The 20808-nt window shown below is 66.5% G+C and carries 15 protein-coding genes; 8 read left to right on the forward strand and 7 right to left on the reverse strand.

Going from position 1 to position 20808, the window contains the following annotated elements; genetic code table 11:
* Nucleotides 1–56: 56 nt before the first annotated feature.
* From FHS28_RS16790 to FHS28_RS16805, 4 genes are all read right to left on the reverse strand, one after another.
* A complete protein-coding gene (locus tag FHS28_RS16790; RefSeq protein ID WP_088453487.1) occupies nucleotides 57–1280 on the reverse strand; it encodes an ABC transporter substrate-binding protein in 1224 nt (407 codons plus the stop codon).
* A 244-nt stretch (nucleotides 1281–1524) separates the two neighbouring features.
* On the reverse strand, nucleotides 1525–2379 hold the full coding sequence (locus tag FHS28_RS16795) for a hypothetical protein (RefSeq protein ID WP_088453419.1): 855 nt from the start codon (nucleotides 2377–2379) through the stop codon (nucleotides 1525–1527).
* A 109-nt stretch (nucleotides 2380–2488) separates the two neighbouring features.
* On the reverse strand, nucleotides 2489–3685 hold the full coding sequence (locus tag FHS28_RS16800) for an MFS transporter (RefSeq protein ID WP_088453418.1): 1197 nt from the start codon (nucleotides 3683–3685) through the stop codon (nucleotides 2489–2491).
* Nucleotides 3682–4968 (reverse strand): FAD-dependent monooxygenase, encoded by a 1287-nt coding sequence (locus FHS28_RS16805; RefSeq protein WP_088453417.1) that lies wholly within the window; start codon nucleotides 4966–4968, stop codon nucleotides 3682–3684. Before FHS28_RS16805 ends, FHS28_RS16800 begins: the two co-directional genes overlap by 4 nt.
* A 251-nt stretch (nucleotides 4969–5219) precedes the next feature.
* On the opposite strand from FHS28_RS16805, the gene FHS28_RS16810 reads away from it, so the two are divergent.
* The 7 genes from FHS28_RS16810 to FHS28_RS24475 all read left to right on the forward strand — a co-directional run bounded on the left by FHS28_RS16810 (nucleotide 5220) and on the right by FHS28_RS24475 (nucleotide 15433).
* Nucleotides 5220–6200: a potassium channel beta subunit family protein gene (locus tag FHS28_RS16810; RefSeq protein WP_088453486.1), complete on the forward strand. Its 981-nt coding sequence runs from the start codon at nucleotides 5220–5222 to the stop codon at nucleotides 6198–6200.
* A gap of 360 nt (nucleotides 6201–6560) precedes the next feature.
* A complete protein-coding gene (locus FHS28_RS16815) occupies nucleotides 6561–7799 on the forward strand; it encodes a cation:proton antiporter (protein ID WP_246410266.1) in 1239 nt (412 codons plus the stop codon).
* Nucleotides 7796–8926, forward strand: a complete 1131-nt coding sequence (locus FHS28_RS16820; protein WP_088453415.1) for a YbdK family carboxylate-amine ligase — start codon at nucleotides 7796–7798, stop codon at nucleotides 8924–8926. Before FHS28_RS16815 ends, FHS28_RS16820 begins: the two co-directional genes overlap by 4 nt.
* A 135-nt stretch (nucleotides 8927–9061) precedes the next feature.
* The gene (locus FHS28_RS16825) at nucleotides 9062–9748 is read left to right on the forward strand and encodes a nucleotidyltransferase family protein (RefSeq protein ID WP_310736807.1); all 687 of its coding nucleotides are present in this window, start codon (nucleotides 9062–9064) and stop codon (nucleotides 9746–9748) included.
* A 342-nt stretch (nucleotides 9749–10090) separates the two neighbouring features.
* On the forward strand, nucleotides 10091–12151 hold the full coding sequence (tkt, locus tag FHS28_RS16830) for a transketolase (RefSeq protein WP_088453414.1): 2061 nt from the start codon (nucleotides 10091–10093) through the stop codon (nucleotides 12149–12151).
* Between the two features lie 73 nt (nucleotides 12152–12224).
* On the forward strand, nucleotides 12225–13223 hold the full coding sequence (gap, locus tag FHS28_RS16835; protein WP_088453413.1) for a type I glyceraldehyde-3-phosphate dehydrogenase: 999 nt from the start codon (nucleotides 12225–12227) through the stop codon (nucleotides 13221–13223).
* A 251-nt stretch (nucleotides 13224–13474) separates the two neighbouring features.
* Nucleotides 13475–15433: a S8 family peptidase gene (locus FHS28_RS24475; RefSeq protein WP_310736802.1), complete on the forward strand. Its 1959-nt coding sequence runs from the start codon at nucleotides 13475–13477 to the stop codon at nucleotides 15431–15433.
* Nucleotides 15434–15526: 93 nt separating this feature from the next.
* Here FHS28_RS24475 and FHS28_RS16845 read toward each other — a convergent pair whose 3' ends face one another.
* From FHS28_RS16845 to FHS28_RS16855, 3 genes are all read right to left on the reverse strand, one after another.
* Nucleotides 15527–16282: a hypothetical protein gene (locus FHS28_RS16845; RefSeq protein WP_088453411.1), complete on the reverse strand. Its 756-nt coding sequence runs from the start codon at nucleotides 16280–16282 to the stop codon at nucleotides 15527–15529.
* A 7-nt stretch (nucleotides 16283–16289) separates the two neighbouring features.
* Complete coding sequence (locus FHS28_RS16850; RefSeq protein ID WP_088453410.1) at nucleotides 16290–17237, reverse strand: biotin--[acetyl-CoA-carboxylase] ligase; 948 nt, start codon at nucleotides 17235–17237, stop codon at nucleotides 16290–16292.
* A gap of 143 nt (nucleotides 17238–17380) precedes the next feature.
* The gene (locus FHS28_RS16855; protein ID WP_088453409.1) at nucleotides 17381–17923 is read right to left on the reverse strand and encodes an SET domain-containing protein; all 543 of its coding nucleotides are present in this window, start codon (nucleotides 17921–17923) and stop codon (nucleotides 17381–17383) included.
* A 118-nt stretch (nucleotides 17924–18041) separates the two neighbouring features.
* Between FHS28_RS16855 and FHS28_RS16860 the strand changes: the two genes are divergently transcribed.
* The gene (locus FHS28_RS16860; protein WP_088453408.1) at nucleotides 18042–20795 is read left to right on the forward strand and encodes a DNA topoisomerase III; all 2754 of its coding nucleotides are present in this window, start codon (nucleotides 18042–18044) and stop codon (nucleotides 20793–20795) included.
* Nucleotides 20796–20808: the final 13 nt, after the last annotated feature.

Consider the following 20808-nt stretch of genomic DNA (forward strand, 5'->3'; position numbering starts at 1 on the left):
AGGCCGACGTCACGAGTGAACAACAAAACGGCCGCTGAGGGCGGCCGTGGCGGGGATCACTTCTTCTGGCTGAGGGCGCCCTTGGCGTTGACGTCCTTGACGCGCACCTCGGAGGCCTTCTTGAAGTCGGTCTCGTAGGCGTAGACGACCCGCTGGCCCTTCACCTCGCCGAACACCGGGATGTTGGCGGTGATGGCTTCGTGGTCGGTCTTGGAGAAGGGCTTGTTGTAGGTGGTCACCACCCCTTCCACCGGCGTCTTCAGATCTTCCAGGGCGGCCTTGATCTTGGGGCCGTCGGTGCTGCCGGCCTGCTTGATGGCGGCGGCCAGCAGGTAGATGGAGTCGTAGCCCTGGGCGGCGGACACCGGCGAGTCGATGCGGCTGTTCTTCGGATTGAACGTCTTCAGATAGGCCACGATGAAGGACTGGCGCTTGGGTGTCGTCGGCTCCTGGATGAAGGTCTGCGGCATGCGCGCACCTTCGCCGCCGGGGCCGGCGTTGTCGATGTAGTTGGCCATCGACAGGGTCCAGCTGCCAATCATCGGCACCTTCCAGCCCAGCTTGGTCATGCCGTTGGCGATCTGCGCCAGCTCGGGGCCGATGCCGTAGGTGAGCACCGCCTCAGCGCCGGCTTCCTTGGCCTTGAGCAGCTGCGCAGTCATGTCCACATCCTTGATGTTGAACTTTTCCACCGCGACGGGCTTGATGCCCTTGAGCTCCAGCGCCTTCTCCAGATCCTGACGGCCCAGCTGACCGTAGTTGGTGGAGTCGGCGAGGATGGCCACCTTCTTGAAGCCGCGGCGGCCCACCGCCTCTTCCACGATCATCGGCGCCTGGATGCTGTCGTGAGCGGCGTTGCGGAAGATGTAGTTGTCGGGCTGGTTGGCAAATTGCTGCGTGATGACGGAGCCGGTGGCCACGTTGTTCATCACCGGGATCTTGGCTTCCTGGTAGAAGCGCTGGGCGGCCAGGGCCACGCCGGTGTTGATGAAGCCGACGGTGGCGGCGACCTTCTCGCGGTTGATCAGCTCCTGGGCGATCTGGACACCGCGTTCATTCTTGGCTTCGTCGTCGCGTTCCACGAGCTGGATCTGGCGCCCCAGCACGCCGCCGCTGGCATTGATTTCCTGGGCGGCCAACCGGACGCCATCCCGCATGCTCACGCCCATGGAGGACGAACCTCCGGTGAAGGGACCGGCCACCCCGATCTTGATGGGGTCGGCGGCCTGTGCACCAAAACTGGTCAGGGCCAGGGGAATGGCCAGCAGGGATACACCCATCCAACGCGCGCTGAACTTCATGTTTTGTCTCCGTCTTTGGTCTCGTGAACATGAGGGCACTGAAAGCCGGGCGTCGCGACGTTGCACTCCGAACGAACGCGCGCGGCGTGGCAAGCCGGCCATCCTGGACGATGATGAATCAATCCCGGCGAAATGCACACACATGAATACGTACTCGGAAACCCCAAGCGGAAGATTCAGCTTGGTGTCAGGGAGGGGCGGCTATGCGGGCCGCCATCTGGGTTCAGCGCATGAAGGGCAGCTTGATTCGCACGCCGGGGGCCGGGTCGCACAGCGGCTTCTCAGGGGACTCACGCAAGGCGGGGCCGACGTAGATCATCCGGGGGTCGATGTCGAGCACCTTGCCGGCTTCGGCGGCGGTGACCGGCTGATAGCTTGCCGGGGCGGACACACCGAGCTGGCGCAGCCCCTCCGCGTCCGGCACCCACCACAGGCAATTCTGCGGCGACAGTTTCAGGCCGACCTTGAAATCGGTTTCGTCATGGACGAGGTCGCGGAGGACCGGCTGCGTGACGGCTTCGACGAACTGCTGGACCCAGGCGGGCGCACGGGCCTGTTGCACGCGGGCGGCGCGCAGCGCCTGGGAATGATCCCAGACCGACGCAGGGATCCGGGCGATGAAATCGTCTCGCGACGCGCGGGAGCGTTCATCGTCGATGCTGATGTCGCCCCGATCCAATTGCATGCGCACCTGCGCCCATGTTTCCGGGAAGACGCTGAATGCGATCACCGTGCCTCTGTCGATCGACAGGAGGTGCCCGCTATCCAGCATGAACCAGGCGCAGGCGCCAGTGCAGCTGCCCTTGAGCTTCAGCGTGGGCCGCTGCTCCCGCAGCCACAGCCCGATGCGCATCACCTCGTGAGGATGGCTGCGCGGGTCGATCTTGAGCGAGAGCGGTTGGTCGAAGTGGCCGGTGAGGTCGGTTTTCGCCTCTTCGAATTCGCCGGAGGCGACGGTGCCTAAGATGTGGGGTCGGCCGAAGGTGGTGCCGATGGCGGCTGTCCATGCCGGTGTGGCGCACAGGCTGGCGCTGATCGCCAGCCCGGCGGCTGCGAGTCTGCAAGCAATGGATGTCATGTTTTTTCTCCCTGACCGCGACGAGTCTAGCGAAGCTTCGCGACAGGTCGCGCAGGGCCAATGACGGGCGCCCCCTCAAGATGCCGTCGGGCCGGGGACCGGGTGCACGCTAAGCCCGTCGCCGCAGCACCAGCGCCGCGCCCACCGCGGCCACCAGCAGCGTCATCACATATCCCACCAGGGCCGGCCAGCCCTTGTGGTCCCAGAACCAGCCGCCGAAGGCGCCCAGCGTGCTGGAGCCGATGTAGTAAGCGAGCAGGTACAGCGAGGCGGCATGCCCCTTGCTGCGCCCGCCCAGCGCGCCCACCCACGCACTGCTCACCGAGTGCGCCACGAAGAATCCAATCGTCAGCAGCACGATCCCCAGGATCACTACCGGCAACCAGGTCGACAGGCTCAGCAAGACCCCGGCCACCGCCAGTCCAATCCCGGTGAGCAAAGCCGGTGCGCGTCCCAGTCGGTCCGACAAGCTGCCCGCGGTCGTCGAAGCCACGATGCCAAACAGGTAGGCACAGAAGATCAACCCGATCGCACTTTGACTCAGCGAGAACGGCGCTCGCAGCAGCCGGAAGCCCGCGTAGTTGTAGAAAGCCACGAAGGTGCCCATCATCAGAAAGCCCATCGCGAACAGCAGAGGCAGCGCCGGATGCGCCAGATGGGCGCGCCACGCCGACACATGGTCCGACAGCTTGACGCCCTGCCGCCGCACGAAATGCCTGGACGGCGGAAGCAGCCACCAGAAGCCGACAGCCGCCATCAATCCGATGACGCTCACAATCAACAGCGCGGGCCGCCAGCCCAACGCATCGCTGAGCACGCTCACGCCCACCCGGCCCATCATGCCGCCAAAGGCCGTGCCGCCCACATACTGGCCCATCGCCCGTCCCAGGCCACCCGGGTGGATCTCTTCCGCCAGATAGGCCATGGCCACCGCCGGCACACCGCCCAGGACCAGCCCTTCCACCGCCCGCGCAACCAGCAGGCCGTGCCAGCTCGGCAACACCGACGCCAGCAGGTTCAGCAAGGCAGCCAGTGTCATTGAGCCGAACATCAAGCGCCGCCGGTCCATCGTCTCCGACAACGCACCCGCGCACAGGATGGCAAAGGCCAGGCAGCCCGTCGCCAGCGACAACGACAGCGCACTTGCCGCCGCCCCCACCTGGAATTCCTGCGCAAACAGCGGCAGCAGCGGCTGCACGCTGTAGAGCAGCGAGAAGGTGGTGAACCCCGCCAGGAACAGCGCGAAGGTGATGCGGCGATACGCCGCGGTGCCGGGCTGGGCCCAGTCACTGGGGGCTGCGGTCACCGGCGGCCAAACATCATCTGCTGGGCAAAGGCGCGCTTGATCGGCGGCAGCGCCTGCAAGGCCGCGAGACCCAGGCCGCGAGCCGCCGGCAAACCGGGCCAGCGCCACACAAAGGTGCGCGCCAGGGCATCCGTGGTCACGATGGTGGCCCAGCGGTCCGGCGCCCGCTGGAATTCCACCCGCCGCAAGGCCGCATCCACCGACGGCTGCCGGCGCAGCGACTCCACCAGCGAAAACGCATCCCGCAGGCCCAGGTTCAGGCCCTGCCCCGCCACTGGATGCAAAGTCTGCGCCGCGTTGCCAATGCGCACGCAGCGGCCATCGACCAGCGTCCGTTCCGCATTCAGCCCCAGCGGGAAACACTTCAGCGCACTGATCTCCAGCAGAGGACCCACCGAGGCAGGCAGCTGCTGCTGGATGACCATCAGGCGCTGGGCATCGCTGAGCGAAGCCACATCATCTTCGGCCTGCGGCTGACACCACACCAGTGCGGCGCGGGGTCGGCCCTGCTGATCGGGCAACGGCAGCAAGGCCAGCGGTCCGCGCCGGGTGAATCGTTCATAAGCAACACCCACCGGACTGCCGGGCGACAGCGTCACCGTGCCGACCCAGGCGTTCTGGTGATAGTCCCGGCTCAAGGCCTTGCGGGCCTGCTCGGAGAACACGCCGCCTTCCGCGACCACCGCCAGATCGAAGCGCTCGACGATGCCGGCATCCACTTCGACCTCGCCGGCCCGGTCCTGCTTGATCGCAGCCACGGGCTGACCGAAACGGGTGAACAGCCGCGCCGGTTCCAGCGCTGCGGCGGCCAGCCAGGCGGCCTGCAGCGGTGCCACCAGTTGACCGTAACTCAGCACGGCGCCAAGCTGCTCCACCCCCTGCTCCTGCGCGGAGATATGGACGGCGGGTTCTCCGCCCGGACCGAACCAGGGACTGGTCAAGGTCGGCGGTGCCTGACTCACATTGACTTCACGGATGGCCTGCGCCTGGGCAGCGGGCCACACCTTCAGCCGCTGCAGCAACTGAACGCTGCCAAGCGACAAAGCGAGCGTGCGCGGATCGCCGGACACATCGCGCTCGGGCGGGCGGGCATCAAACAGGCTGATCTGTGCCAGCGGCAGGTAGCGGGCGGCGAGCAGGGCCAGCGCCAGTCCGGCCGGCCCCGCGCCCACGACGGCCAGCCTCAACGACGAGGACGCAGAGCCGTAAGCAGGTGGCGGTCCGTCCATGCGGCTGGGCTCGGACGATCGATCAAACGGTTGGCTGGCAGTGGACTCTGGCATGGCGGGGGTACCGAACGGCAGGTGCCGCAAGGCAGCGGCGGCACGGTTGCGGTCACTATAGCGCCGGGGCCCTGGGCGGGCGCTGCAATGGCGCGGATGTCGCCCTCCGCCCAATGGGTTTCCTGCGGTGAAGCAAGTTCGAGTCAAGTCCGATACGCTTGCCTTCGGATGGCGCAGGCCGCAGCCTTGCCGCGGACCGCAACAAAAGCGCTTCATGCCAGCCACAAGGACTGATCAACAAGGATCCCACCATGCAATACCGTCGTCTGGGCCGCAGCGGCCTGCAAGTCTCTGAACTGTCCCTGGGCTCCTGGGTGACGTATCACAACCAGGTGGACACCGGCGCCGCCGTCGAAATGATGGCCGCGGCCCGTGACGCGGGCATCAACTTCTTCGACAACGCCGAGGTCTATGCGCTGGGCAAGAGCGAAGAAATCATGGGTCAGGTCTTTCGGCAACTCGGCTGGGCCCGCCACACCTACATCGTCTCGACCAAGTTCTATTGGGGCCTGGCGCGTGAAGGCGTGACGGTCAACTTCCAGAACACGCTCAACCGCAAATACCTGATGCAGGCCATTGACGGCTCGCTCAAGCGGATGCAGCTGGATTTCATCGACCTTGTCTATTGCCACCGCCCCGACCCGCACACGCCGATCGAAGAAACCGTGCGCGCCATGAGCGACATGATCACGCAGGGCAAGGCGCTGTACTGGGGCACCAGCGAGTGGAGCGCGGCGGACATCCGCGCCGCCTACGAAATTGCCGAGCATCACCATTTGCACAAGCCGGTCATGGAGCAGCCGCAATACCACCTGTTCCACCGCCAGCGCGTCGAGCAGGAATATGCGCGGCTGTATGAAGACATGGGACTGGGCCTGACCACCTGGAGTCCGCTGGCCTCGGGCCTGCTCACCGGCAAATACCGCAACGGCATTCCGGAAGGGAGCCGTGCAACGCTGGACAACATGAGCTGGATGCGGGAGCAACTGCAGGACAAGGCCAAGAACGAGGCCGTCACGAAGCTGGAGGCGATCGCGAAGGAATTGGGCTGCTCGCTGGCGCAACTGGCCATCGCCTGGATCAACCGCAATCCGCGGGTGTCAACGGTCATCCTTGGGGCCAGCCGCCTGTCGCAATTGCAGGACAACCTGGGCGCTCTGGCCGTGACATCGAAGCTCACGCCGGAGGTGCTGCAACGCATCGACGACATCACGAAGCCGCTGGCGGATTGACTGAGCGGTTGGGCGACATGAAGGGCCTTTGCGGCGTCCGAGGTCTCTGAGACGCCTGGCACGTGGGCGCGTGGCATGTGTGCGCCTCGGTGAGGTCATGCCTGCGGACGTGACGATTCACTACCAAGCTGACGGGCGCTGACGGGTCGCACAGGGTCGTGCGGGCTCCAGCCAGGCATGCCAGTTGCCCCTACGCGCCTCCGTGCCGCAATGCGTGGCGCCGCACATTCAGTGTGGACGGCTCGCCCGCTGAGGTGCGTGCGCCGCCGCACTTTTTTGACCCGACGCGCCCGATAAATCTGTGCTGATCGACGCCTAGAATGGCCGGCCGCTCACCAACCGAGGAGTACCTTCGTTTTGATGAACGACCTCGCGAATTTTCTCCAGTTCACCACCTGGCCCCCGCGCCTGGACTGGTTGTTCTGGGCCTCGCTGACCATGGTGGCCGCCGGGCTGCTGGGTGAACTCGTCAACCGCCGACTGGGCCTGCCGCGTGTGGTGGGCTACAGCGTCGTGGGCATGCTGCTCGCGGCGCTGGGTCACGGCATTTTTGCCAAGGGCGCAATGGATCCGCGGCTGCGTCTGGTCGTGGACCTCGCGCTGGCGCTGCTGCTGTTCGAGATGGGCTCCCGTGTCCATCTGCGCTGGCTGCGCAACAACAAGGCCTTGCTCTGGTCGAGTGCCGCGGAGGCGTTTGTGTCCTTCGGGGTGGTCGGCTATGGGCTGATCCTGCTGAACGTGCCGCCGCTGATGGCGCTGAGCTGTGCGGTGCTGACCATGGCCTCATCGGCGGCCGTCATTGGCCGCGTCGGTTCGGAGCTGAAGGCGGCGGGCCAGGTCAGCGAGCGCATGGCCGCCCTGGCGGCGCTCAACACCATCTACGGCGTGCTCGCGCACAAGCTGATGATGGGCTGGCTGCAGCTGGACCAGCGGGGCGACTGGCTGGAAGCCATTGCACAGCCGCTGTATGCCTTCATCGGCTCGATCATCGTGGCCATCATCCTGGCGCGGCTGACGGCGTGGCTGATGCGCCGCCTGGACCTGCGCAACGAAAACTCGGTGCTGATGCTGCTGGGTCTGGTGCTGGTGGCGCTGAGCGTGGCGCGGGTCTTCAACCTGTCCACCTTGCTCGTGCCTCTGCTGGCGGGCATGGTGCTGCGCAACACCACCGAACGTCCCTGGGTCTGGCCGCGCCACTTCGGGACGGCGGGCGGAGTGCTGGTGCTGATGTTCTTTGTGGTGGTGGGCTCGGCCTGGACGCTGCAGGCGCTGGCGACGGGTGCGGTGCTGGCCCTGGCCTTGCTGCTGCTGCGTCTGCTGGGCAAGACGCTGGCGCTGGTGGGTCTGGCGCGGGTCAGCGGCATTGATGCGCGTCAGGGCATTGCGCTGGCGGTGTGCCTGAGCCCGCTGTCGGGCACGACGCTGGTGCTGTACAGCGAAGTGCAGATGCGCCATCCCGACATTGCGGCGGTGCTGGCGCCGGTGATTCTGTCGACGATTGCGCTGATGGAGCTGGTCGGTCCGATTGCGGTGCAGTGGGCCTTGCGTCTGGCCGGTGAGCATCAACCCCACACGACGCATTCGGAGCCCAAGCGATGAGTCTGGAAGCTTTTGCCACCTCCCGTCCGTTGACGATGGGGGTGGAGCTGGAACTGCAGATCGTCAACCGCCATGACTACGACCTGACGCCGGGCTCGAAGGATCTGCTGCGGGTGATGAAGGGGGTGGCCTTGCCGGGCGATGTCACGCCGGAGATCACCGACAGCATGATCGAGCTGTGCACCGGCGTCTGCGACAGTTATGAGCAGGTGCTGGAGCAGCTCACCGTGACGCGCGATGCGCTGGTGCGCAGCGCCGACAAGCTGAACCTCGGTCTGTCGGGCGGCGGCACGCATCCCTATCAGCACTGGAGCAAGCAGCGCATCTTTGACAAGCCGCGCTTCCAGGAGATTTCGGGGCTGTACGGCTACCTCAGCAAGCAGTTCACCATCTTCGGTCAGCATGTCCACATCGGGTGTGAAGGGCCGGATCAGGCGCTGCGGTTGCTGCATGGCCTCTCGAGATTCATTCCGCACCTGATTGCCTTGTCGGCGTCCTCGCCCTATGTACAGGGCAATGACACCGGCTTCCATTCGGCGCGACTGAATTCCGTCTTTGCCTTCCCGCTCAGTGGACGGGCGCCCTTTGTGCTGACCTGGGACGACTTCCTCGTCTTCTTCGAAAAGATGACCCGCACCGGCGTGGTCAAGAGCATGAAGGACTTCTATTGGGACATCCGGCCCAAGCCGGAGTTCGGGACGATTGAAGTGCGGGTGCTGGACACGCCGCTGACCATCGAGAAGGCTTCGGCCCTGGCGGCGCTCATTCAGAGTCTGGCGCGATGGATCAGTCATGACCAGCCCTTTGCGCTGGCCGAGGACGATTACCTGCCCTACACCTTCAACCGCTTCCAGGCCTGCCGCTTTGGTCTGGACGGCACCTTCGTCGATCCCAAGACCGGGGAGCACCGCAGCCTGCGGGAAGACCTGAACGTCACGCTGCATGCGCTCGAGCCCCATGCTGCGGCCCTGCGTGCCGAGCCGGCACTGCGCTACATCCGCGAGGAGATGCGCTGGCAAGGCAACGATGCCACCTGGGCGCGCGGTGTGGTGGAGCGCGAGCAGTTGCTCAACGAGCTGGTGCGACAGCAATGTGAGCGGTGGGCGGGTCGGGCCGCGACGCCATAAGTGCGCTGCGGTGGCCGCTCCATCGGCCCGATGAAGCCTCGCGGACCGATGGAAGGGTGCGCCGACGCGGTGTGAGTGCCGGGCCTCTACACTTCCGCGCGGACCTTTCTGATCTGGACTGACCTGATGCGAGCGATGATTCTTGCGGCTGGGCGCGGCGAGCGCATGCGGCCGTTGACTGACCACACGCCCAAGCCTTTGCTGAAGGTGGGGGGCAAGCCGCTGATCGAGTGGCACATCGAGGCGTTTGTGGCGGCGGGCGTCCGGGACATCGTCATCAACACGGCGTGGCTGGAAGAGCAGTTTCCGGGGGTGCTTGGGGATGGCAGCCGCTGGGGCATCCGCCTGCATTACAGCCACGAGGGGCAGCAGTTTGGTGGCGCGCTGGAAACGGGCGGCGGCATCGCCACGGCGCTGGACCTGCTCTGTGCTGACGGCGACGACAGCTTCTGGGCCGTGTCCGCCGACATCCACATCCCCGACTTCCGCTACGACCCGGCACAGGCGGCGGCCTTCGCCGCGAGCCCGCACCTGGCTCACCTCTGGTTCGTCCCTGTGCAGCCGCTGCATCCCAAGGGCGACTTCGGCATCGATGCCGACGGCTTTGCCACGCTGGACGGCGACCTGCAGGTTTACAGCAACATCGGCCTCTACCGCCGCGCTTTTTTTGACGGCGTTCCACGCGGCCAGCACCAGCGCATCCGCGCCAGCCTCGACCGCGCCATCGGCGCCCATGCCGTCACCGCCGAGCTCTACACCGGCCCCTGGGCCAATGTGGGCACGCCTGCCCAGCTCGAGGCCCTGAACGCTGACGCGGATTAACCGTCCCTTGCCGCACACACAAGGCCCGAAGGCATGCCACGTCCGGGCCAAGTCAAAGAATGCGGACGTCCGCAAACAAAGACCGGAGGCATGCGCTGGCCGGGTGCCTTTCCCGGAAGTCAAGGAGGAGCCTGCGAAGCAGGCGGGGGACTGAGCCCGGACACAAACAGTCCTGTGGACTGTTTGTGCCTGGCGAAGGCCACGGCCTCTGGCCGTGGCATGGAGGGAAAGGTGCCCGGCCAGCGCATGCCGATCGCAGTCAAAGAACGCAGCCCCCCAAAACCCGCCTTTCCCAACCCGGCTTTAGAATTCGCCCTTTCCCCACCCCAACCCATTTTTGCCATGGCTGAGTCCACCAGCGCTGTTGCCGCCCCCTCCACCTCCACGCTGATGGCCAATGCCATCCGTGCACTGGCCATGGACGCTGTCCAGCAGGCCAATTCTGGTCACCCGGGGGCACCCATGGGCATGGCGGACATCGCTGTGGCGCTGTGGAACCGTCACCTGCGTCACAACCCGGCCAACCCGCTGTGGGCGGACCGCGACCGTTTCGTCCTGTCGAACGGCCACGGCTCCATGCTCATCTATGCGCTGCTGCACCTGACCGGTTACGACCTCCCGATCGAACAGCTCAAGGCCTTCCGCCAGCTGCACAGCAAGACCCCGGGCCACCCGGAAGTCGGCATCACCCCTGGGGTGGAGACCACCACGGGCCCGCTCGGCCAAGGCGTCACCAATGCCGTCGGCCTGGCCCTGGCAGAAAAGCTGCTGGCCAAGGAATTCAACCGTGACGGTCACACCATTGTCGACCACCACACCTACGTCTTCCTGGGCGACGGCTGCCTCATGGAAGGCATCAGCCACGAAGCCTGCTCCCTGGCGGGCGCGTGGAAGCTGAACAAGCTGGTCGCCATCTACGACGACAACGGCATCTCCATCGACGGCCAGGTCGCTCCCTGGTTCGCTGACGACACCGCCCGCCGCTTTGAAGCCTACGGCTGGCGCGTCGTCGGCCCGGTGGACGGCCACGACGTCGACGCTGTCGATGCCGCCATTGGCCTGGCCAAGACCAGCACCGACAAGCCCACCCTGATCATTGCCAAGACCCACATCGGCAAGGGCAGCCCCAACCGTGCCAACACCGCCAAGGCGCACGGCGAACCCCTGGGCGCGGAAGAAATCATGCTGACCCGCGAAGCCCTGGGCTGGAGCCACGAGCCCTTCGTCCTGCCGGCCGACGTCTACCAGGCCTGGGACGCCAAGGCCGCCGGCGAAGCAGCCGAACAAGCCTGGGACGAACGCTTCGACGCCTACGCCACCGCCTTCCCCGAGCTGGCCGCTGAATTCAGCCGCCGCATCGCTGGCGTCCTGCCGCCCAATTTTGCCGATGTCGCCGCCCAGGCCGCCATCAGCGCGCACGACAAGGCAGAAACCGTCGCCACCCGCAAGGCCAGCCAGATCGCCCTGGAGGCCTTCACCGCTGCCCTGCCGGAGCTGATCGGCGGCTCCGCCGACCTGACCGGTTCCAACCTCACCAACACCAAGAGCACGCCCGCCTTCCGCCTGGAAGCCGACGGCAGCAGCAACGGTGGCCGCCACATCAACTACGGCGTGCGTGAGTTCGGCATGGCCGCCATCATGAACGGCATGGCGCTGCACGGCGGTTTCATCCCCTACGGCGGCACCTTCCTGACCTTCAGCGACTACAGCCGCAACGCCATCCGCATGGCAGCGCTGATGAAGCAACGGGTCATCCACGTCTTCACCCACGACTCGATTGGCCTTGGCGAAGACGGCCCGACCCACCAGTCGGTCGAGCATGTCTCCAGCCTGCGCCTGATCCCGGGTCTGGACGTCTGGCGTCCGGCCGACACGGCGGAGACGGCCGTCGCCTGGACCATGGCCATCGCCCACCACAACCGTCCGAGCGTCCTGGCCCTCAGCCGCCAGAACCTGCCCTACGCCGCCAAGACCGGCCAGGCAGTGGACGACATCACCAAGGGCGGCTATGTGCTGTCCGAGCCCGCCGCCGTCGGCCTGAAGAAGAAGGCGCAAGGCGTCATCATCGCCACCGGCTCGGAAGTGCAGCTGGCCCTGCAGGCCCAGCAGCAGCTGGCCGTGGCCGGCATCGCCGTGCGGGTGGTGTCGATGCCCTGCACCAACCTGTTCGACCGCCAGGACGTCAAGTACAAGAAGTCGGTCCTGCCGGACGGCCTGCCCCGCGTGGCGGTCGAAGCCGGTGTCACCGACTTCTGGTGGAAGTATGGCGTCTCGGCTGTCGTGGGTCTGGACACCTACGGTGAATCCGCCCCGGCCAACGTGCTCTTCAAGTATTTCGGCTTCACCGCCGAGAACGTCGCCGACACCGTCAAGGTGGCCATCGGCGAAGCACGGCTGAAGTAAGCATTGACGAAGGAGGGGGTGCGCAGGCACCCCTTCTGCATTCCGGATTTTTCACTTCAAACGGAGACTTTTCATGACGATCAAGATCGGTATCAACGGCTTTGGCCGTATCGGCCGCATGGTGTTCCGCGCCGCGGTGGCGAACTTCAAGGACGTCGAGATCGTGGGCATCAACGATCTGCTGGAGCCCGACTACCTCGCCTACATGCTCAAGTACGACAGCGTGCATGGCAAGTTTGAAGGCGACGTCTCGGTGGACGGCACCACCCTGATCGTCAACGGCAAGCGCATCCGCCTGACCGCCGTGAAGGATCCGGCCGAGCTGAAGTGGGGCGACGTCGGCGCCGACATCGTCGTCGAAGCCACGGGCCTGTTCCTGACCAAGGAAACCGCCGAGAAGCACCTGGCTGCCGGCGCCAAGAAGGTCATCATGTCCGCCCCGTCCAAGGACGACACCCCGATGTTCGTCTTCGGTGTGAACGACAAGACCTACAACGGCCAGGCCATCATCTCCAACGCCAGCTGCACCACCAACTGCCTGGCCCCGCTGGCCAAGGTGCTGAACGACAAGTGGGGCATCAAGCGCGGCCTGATGACCACGGTGCACGCCACCACCGCCACGCAGAAGACGGTGGACGGCCCGTCCAACAAGGACTGGCGCGGTGGTCGCGGCATCCTGGAAAACATCATCCCCAGCAGCACCGGTGCTGCCAAGGCCGTGGGCGTGGTGATTCCCGAGCTGAACAAGAAGCTGACCGGCATGTCCTTCCGTGTGCCCACCTCCGACGTGTCGGTGGTGGACCTGACGGTGGAGCTGAACAACAACGCCACCTACGCCGAGATCTGCGCCGAAATGAAGGCCCAGAGCGAGGGCGCCCTCAAGGGCGTGCTGGGTTACACCGAAGACAAGGTGGTGGCCACCGACTTCCGCGGTGACCCGCGCACCTCGATCTTCGACGCTGAAGCCGGCATCGCGCTGGACGGCACCTTCGTCAAGCTGATCTCCTGGTACGACAACGAATGGGGCTACAGCAACAAGGTGCTGGAGATGGTCCGCGTCGTCGCCAAGTAAGGCGCACGCAGCTGCGGAGCGCTGCCGGGATCGCTGCCGGCAGTGCGAGACGTGACCCCGATCTCATGGACGGGGTCAGGCGTCTACCGAACCGGCTTCCAAGGCCCCGCACTGCGGGGCCTTTTTCATGGGCATTCCTTTTCCCCGGCGCCGGAGGTTTAATCCAGAGTTCGGGGGCGTTGGCCCGGACAGACCGGCGGCACGCGGCCGGCGCTTCGGGTGGACACCTGGCCCCTGCTTCTGGAGCCGACATGTCTGACAGGAGATCCAAGCCCTGGAGGGCCCTTGCGCATCCCGACGCGCGTGCCGCTGCACGCCCCTCGGTGATGGCGGATGGGTCAAGCACACCGGCGGCGCCGGGCACGGTCTGCGGGATGAACACCCTGGGTGCCTGCCTCATCGGGCTGGCACTTGCAGGCCCCGCCCTTTCTGCGCCCGCTGCGCCTGCAGGCCCGGCCCCCGCGACCTCCGCAACGGCAGCGCGCCCCATCGACGCGAACGCGCGCCCGCTGGGCGTCCTGACCCCCGCCCGCCTACAGGCGGCCCCCGACCAACGCCGCGATTACGCCCGCGTCATCGTCCGCTTCCGGGCCGACGCCCCGACGCTGCGTGCGCATCCGCTGCGGCTCCAGTCCACCGTGGCCGAGGCGCGAGACGTCGCCCAGGTGCGTGCGACCACGCTGAGCCTGCGCCAGGGTCGCGTCTTGACGGCCAGGCGCAGCCTTGATGCCCGTACCCACGTCTTCACCGCGCCGGGCCTCAGTTCCGCCGCCCTGGCCCGCGCCCTGGCTACCGACACCGAAGTGGAGGCAGTCGAGCCGGACCGCTGGTGGCGCCCCTACGCCGTCCCGAACGACCCGCTCTACGCCACCGCCGCCTCGGCGGGTGTCACCGCGGGCCAGTGGTACCTCAAGGCGCCGGACAGCACGCTGATCTCCCCGATCAACGCACCGTCCGCCTGGGACGTGAGCACCGGCGCCGGCGTCGTGGTGGCGGTCATCGACACGGGGGTGCGCTACGACCATCCGGACCTCAGCGGCCAGTTGCTGGCGGGTTACGACATGATCGGCTATGCCAGCGCCGGCAGCACCGCCACCGCCACCGCCAATGACGGCGACGGCGCCGACAGCGATGCCAGCGACCCCGGCGACTGGGTCGATCAATCCGACATCAACAGCGGCCGCCTGGGCAGCTCGTGCACCTCGGACGACATCGGCGCCAGCAGCTGGCATGGCACACGCGTCAGCGGACTGATCGCCGCGGCCACCAACAATGGCCTGGGCATGGCGGGGCTGGCTTACGGCGCCAAGGTGCTGCCCGTGCGGGCGTTGGGCAAATGTGGCGGCTGGCAGTCGGACATCGAGGCGGGGATGCGCTGGGCGGCTGGGCTGCAGGTGCCGGGTCTGCCGACCAATCCCAACCCGGCACGGATCATCAACCTGAGCCTGGGCAGCGATGGCAACTGCTCCTCCAGCTATCAGTCCGCCGTCAATGCGGTGGTGTCAGCCGGCGTGCTGGTGGTCGCTGCGGCCGGCAATGGCAATGACGCCGGCGGCATTGCCGTCGGGGCGCCGGCGAACTGCCGCAATGTAGTGGCGGTGGCGGCGGTGCGCCATTCCGGCACCAAGGTGGGTTTCTCGAACCTCGGGCCGGAGGTGACGGTGAGCGCGCCGGGCGGCAACTGCGTCACCGACACGGGCTGCCTCTATCCCATCCTCTCCACCTCCAACAGTGGCACCACCACACCCAAGGCGGCGGACAACGCCTACAACTACGGCGGCACCGGCACCAGCTTCGCGACACCGCTGGTGAGCGCCACAGCGGCGCTGATGATGGCGACCGACAGCACGCTATCGCCCTCGCAGATCACCAGCCTGCTCACGAGCACCGCACGCCCCTTCCCGACGACCGGGGCGCAGGCGGCCAGTGCGCCGGTGTGCCAGGATCCCGCCTCGCTGGGCACGAGTTCGCAGCTGGAGTGTTATTGCACCACCAGCACCTGCGGCGCCGGCATGGTGGACGCCAATGCGGCCGTGCGGGCGACGTTGGCGCAGCGGTCGGGCAGCACGCCGGCGCCGGCGCCCAGTCCGCCGCCAACCACCGATTCAGGAGGCGGTGGTGGTGGAGGCGGCGCCATGACCGCGGGATGGCTGCTGGCGCTCCTGATGGCCTGCCGCCTGCTGGCGAAGCGCCGCACAGCGGTTGTGTGAGGGAGGTGACCTCTCCCGCATGCCCACCTGAACGGCAGGCGTCCCGCGCGACTGGCCGCGAGCGTCACCTTCGGCTTCGTCTGTCGCGACGGCTCAGCGGCTCGCGGCCCTCGCCGGACGGCTGGCCGCGGCAGCAGGGCTGGCCAGCCCAGCGCCGGCCCCAGCTGCCGAACTGGCCCCGGAAGCCGACAACGCTGCAGCGGCTGGCGTATCGGCAGGCGCCACGTCGCAGCTCTTGCGGTGGTCGCCCCACGGCGGATTCGCGACCGCATCCAAGCGCGACAGTTGCAGCCCGTCCAGGCGCGGCACCCGCAGCGTGGTCTGCTGGCTGGGCGCCCGCAGGCGCAGGATCCGCAGGCCCTTGTAATTGCGCTTGCTCATCGCGTCCAGCGCTGCCTCGGCGGCTGCTTCGCTGTCGTGACGGCTCAGCACCAGCGTCGGCTGCTCGTCCGGGAAGCCCTGCAGCGGCTCGAAGGCGATCTTCGCATTGCGATAGGTCTCTTCCTTGCGCGCCTGGAATTCCTTGCTCGGCATCTTGATGGTGGCCAGCGCCCAGGTGCCCCCCGTGGCGGTGGACTGCGCCTGCCAGGACGCGGCCGTCAGGCCGACGCGATTGAGGACCGCCGTGGTTTGACGCAGCGCTTCATCCGTCTCCAGCGGCCCCAGTTCCACGCAGGCCAGCTTGTTGAGCTGGCTGGCCGCCTGTTGCCCCAGCAGCTTGAGTTGTTCGGGCCGGACCTGCTGCTCCAGCCGGGAGGGTGCGGACGCACCACTGTTGATCCACCCGCCGCGCCACGCCAGCAGCAGCAGGTTCACGAGCAGGAGCAGGACAACCAGGGCACGCAGCATCGGCGGTTTATCCCTTCAAGGCCGGTGCGGCACCGCCGCCCAACCGTACGCTGACCTCACCGCCGGTCACCGGCTGCATCCCGGCCGGTGTCTGCACCAGCAGTTCGCCCCGCTCGCTCACACCCATTGCGGTGCCTTCCAGCACTCCGGCCGTCACCGACTGGCCCAGCAGCAGGTCCCGGCGGGCGAAGCGCTCGCGCCAGGCACCAAAGCCGTCCACCGGGAAGCCGGCCAGAGCCTTGAGCAGCGCCGGCGCCAGACGTGCCAGTGCCTGCGGCGGCGTGACCTCGGGCAACAGTTCCTGCAGGCAGGCAAAGCCGGTGCTGAGTTGCGAGTCGGCCACGCGGGCGCGGTCGGACACGTTCAGGCCCACGCCGATCACCGCCATGCGCGAGCTGCCGGCCGGCACCGTTTCAATGAGGATGCCGCCCAGCTTGCGCTGGTCCAGCCACAGGTCGTTGGGCCACTTCAGCTGCAGGCGCTGTCCGTCCGGATCCAGGGCTTCGGCAATGGCCGTCCCCACCACCAGCGACAGGCCGGACCAGTCCGACACCTCCAGCGGCAGCAAGATGGAAAACGTCAGCGAGGCGCCCGCGGTGCTGTGCCAGGCGCGGCCCTGGCGGCCTCGGCCATGGGTCTGATGCTCGGCCACCAGCAGGCAGGGATGCAGATCGTGCTGGCGGCGGCCGTATGGACGGCTGTCTCCGGGGCGGCTGAAGGCGCGGGTCTCGGATCCGGCCACCGCCCGACCCTCCTGCCGCCCGTCTCCCCGTGCATCAGCCGTGCGAGCATCGCCCGGCTGTGAAGCGGGTGCGGCATTCTCGCGTCGCACCCGGTCCACCAGCATGGCGTTGGTCGATTCCACCCGGGCCAGCACCTCGATGCTCAGGCCGGGCAGCAGCGGCTCCAGGTCTTGCCACAGGGCTTCAACGCCCCACTGTTGATGTTCTTGCATCGCCTCGAGAAAGAGTCTTGATCGTCCCGGTGCCAGGGCCGTTCACTGCCTGGGGCCGGCCTTGGAAGGCGGCGGTGGCAGGTCGGCCCGGTGCCGGTGGTGAAGGATGTCGATGGAAGGTGTCGATGGATCTGCGCAGCGCCTCAGCGCTTGGGCGCGAGCATCGTGCCACGACAGCTCGGGCTGCCGCAACGACACTCGAACCGCTTTTTCACTTTGGCGGTGTAGCGCTCGTCAATGATCAGACCATAGTCGTAAAACAGCTCTTCGCCGGGGGAAATATCCGTCAGGGCATGGATGAAAACCCGCCCCTCTTCTTCCCGCGCTTCGCAATTGGGCGAACAGGCATGATTGATCCAGCGGGCATGGTTGCCATCCACCGCCGCATCGATGACGCCGCCCTCCTCCAGGTGGAAGAAGAAGGTGTGGTCTGGCTGGGCCGGATCGTGCGGATGACGGCGCAGGGCCTCGTCCCAGTCGATCCGCTCGCCTTTGTATTCGATGATGCGCTCACCGGCCCGGATGTCGGTCAGGGCATACACGCCGCGGCCATGCACACCGGAGGCCCGCACCTGAATTCGGGACCGGCCGGACGACGAGCCCGGGGCGCGGTTACCCTTGCGGGGGGCTTCACCCGCTTTGAGGGTGGAGCGGGGCGGACGCGTGTCGGGGCTTTGTTGCGGCATGGAGCGAGTCCGTTACATTGAAATCATGGGTGCGCGCGCGTGTACGCGCGAGGCCGGATTGTAGGCAGGCGTTTCGACCGTTCGGACGCCGCCTTCGACAGGAAAGAAGCAAAAGCACATGAGCAAGGCATTGGTGATCGCGGAGAAGCCCTCGGTGGCGCAGGACATCGTCCGTGCCCTGACCCCGCAATCGGGCAAATTCGAGAAGCACGACGAGTACTTCGAAAACGACCAGTACATCGTCAGCTCCGCCGTGGGCCACCTGGTGGAGATCAAGGCGCCGGAGGAATTCGACGTCAAGCGCGGCAAATGGAGCTTTGCCCATCTGCCGGTCATTCCGCCGCATTTCGATCTGAATCCGATCGACAAGAGCAAAGGCCGGCTCAACGCGCTGGTCAAGCTGATCAAGCGCAAGGACGTCACCTCGCTCATCAATGCCTGTGACGCGGGCCGCGAAGGGGAGCTGATCTTCCGCCTGATCGTGCAATACGCCGGTTCGGCCAAGGCACCGATCCAGAAACCGGTGTCGCGCCTCTGGCTGCAGTCGATGACGCCGCAAGCCATTCGCGATGGCTTTGACGCGCTGCGCAGCGACCAGCAGATGCTGCCGCTGGCCGACGCCGCCCGCTGCCGCTCCGAAGCCGACTGGCTGGTGGGCATCAACGGCACCCGCGCCATGACCGCGTTCAATTCGCGCGACGGCGGCTTCTTCCTGACCACGGTCGGCCGGGTGCAGACGCCCACGCTGTCCATCATGGTGGAGCGGGAAGAGAAGATCCGCAAGCACGTCTATCGCGACTACTGGGAAATCCGCGGCACCTTTGATGCCGTGGCGGGCCAGTACGAAGGCAAGTGGTTCGACCCCGCCTGGAAGAAGAACGAGCAGGACCCCGAGCAGCGCGCCGACCGCGTCTGGACCCAGCAGGAAGCCGAGGCGATTGCGGCTGCGGTGCGCGGTCAGCCTGCGTCGGTGACGGAAGAGTCCAAGCCCAGCACCCAGGCCAGCCCTGGCCTGTATGACCTGACCACGTTGCAGCGCGAAGCCAACTCCCGTTTCGGCTTCTCGGCCAAGACGACGCTGTCGCTGGCGCAGGCACTGTACGAAAAACACAAGGTCCTGACCTACCCCCGGACCGACTCGCGATACCTGCCGGAAGACTATCTGAACGTCGCCAGGCAGACCGCGGAGATGATTGCCGACGCGGACCTGCCCGGCCCGCTGCGCGCCCTGGCTCCGCATGCACGGACGGCGCTGAACAACGGCTACATCAAGCCCACCAAAAAGGTGTTCGACAACAGCAAGGTGTCGGACCACTTTGCCATCATCCCGACCCTGCAGACGCCCTCCAGCCTGACCGAGGCGGAAGCCAAGCTCTACGACATGGTCGTCAAGCGCTTCCTGGCGGTGTTCTTCCCGCCGGCGGAGTTCCAGATCACCACCCGCATCTCGACGGTGAAGGCTGCCGGCAAGTCCTTCAGCTTCCAGACCAACGGCAAGGTGCTGGTCAAGCCGGGCTGGCAGGCGGTATATGGCAAGGAAGCCACCGACGAAAACGCCGAGCCGGGCACCAGCGGCGCGATGCTCGTGCCGGTGGCCGCCGGCGAAATGGTGCGCACCGAAAGCGCGGACGTGAAGGCCCTGCAGACCAAGCCGCCGGCCCGCTACACGGAAGCGACGCTGCTGTCCGCCATGGAAGGCGCCGGCAAGCTGGTGGACGACGACGAACTGCGCGAAGCCATGGCCGAGAAGGGCCTGGGCACGCCAGCCACCCGCGCGGCCATCATCGAAGGCCTGCTGGCCGAGAAGTACATGCTGCGCGAAGGGCGTGAGCTGATTCCGACCGCCAAGGCCTTCCAGCTGATGACGCTGCTGCGCGGCCTGGGCGTGGAGGAACTGACCAAGCCCGAGCTGACCGGCAACTGGGAATTCCAGCTCTCCGAAATGGAGAAGGGCCGACTCAAGCGCGAAGCCTTCATGGCCGAGATCGCCGCCATGACGCAGCGCGTGGTGCAAAAGGCCAAGGAATACGACCGCGACACCATCCCCGGTGACTACGCCACCCTGAAAACACCCTGCCCCAAGTGCGGCGGCGTGGTGAAGGAGAACTACCGCCGCTTCACCTGCGTCGGCAAGACCGGTCACGGCGACGAGTGCGGCTTCTCCATCCCGAAGATTCCGGGCGGTCGCAGCTTCGAGCTGCCGGAAGTCGAGACCTTTCTGCGCGAGAAGAAGGTCGGTCCGCTGGAAGGCTTCCGCTCCAAGGCCGGCTGGCCCTTCACCGCCGAGCTGGCACTGGTGTTCGACAGCGAGATCGACAACTGGAAGCTGGAATTCGACTTCGGCGAGGACGCGCGCAAGGCCGAAGAATCCGGCGAGCCGGTGGACTTCAGCGGCCAGACGCCGCTGGGTCACTGCCCGAAGTGCAATGGCCGGGTGTTCGACCACGGCTCCAATTACGTCTGCGAGCATGCAGTGGGCAGCCACATCGCCTGCGACTTCAAGAGCGGCAAGATCATTCTGCAGCAGCCGATTGAGGCAGCTCAGATGGGCAAGCTGCTGGAGCACGGCAAGACCGATCTGCTGGAGAACTTCGTCTCCAACAAGACCCGCCGCAAGTTCAAGGCCTACCTGACTTACGACCGCAAGGAAGGCAAGGTGGTGTTCGAGTTTGAACCACGGGCCGGGAAGGGGGCTCCGCCGGCCCGCAAGTCGGCGGCGGCACGGGCCGGGGGCGGTGACGAGGGGGCGGAGGCTGCGGCAGCCAAGCCCGCATCCAAGGCTGCCACCAAGACCGCTGCAGCCAAGAAGGCACCCGCGAAGAAGACGGTGGTCCGCAAGGCCGCTGCCAAGAAGACGACGGCCGACTCCTGACCGCACGGATCCA

This window comes from Roseateles terrae, from assembly GCF_014192155.1.
Taxonomy (GTDB): domain Bacteria; phylum Pseudomonadota; class Gammaproteobacteria; order Burkholderiales; family Burkholderiaceae_C; genus Roseateles; species Roseateles terrae.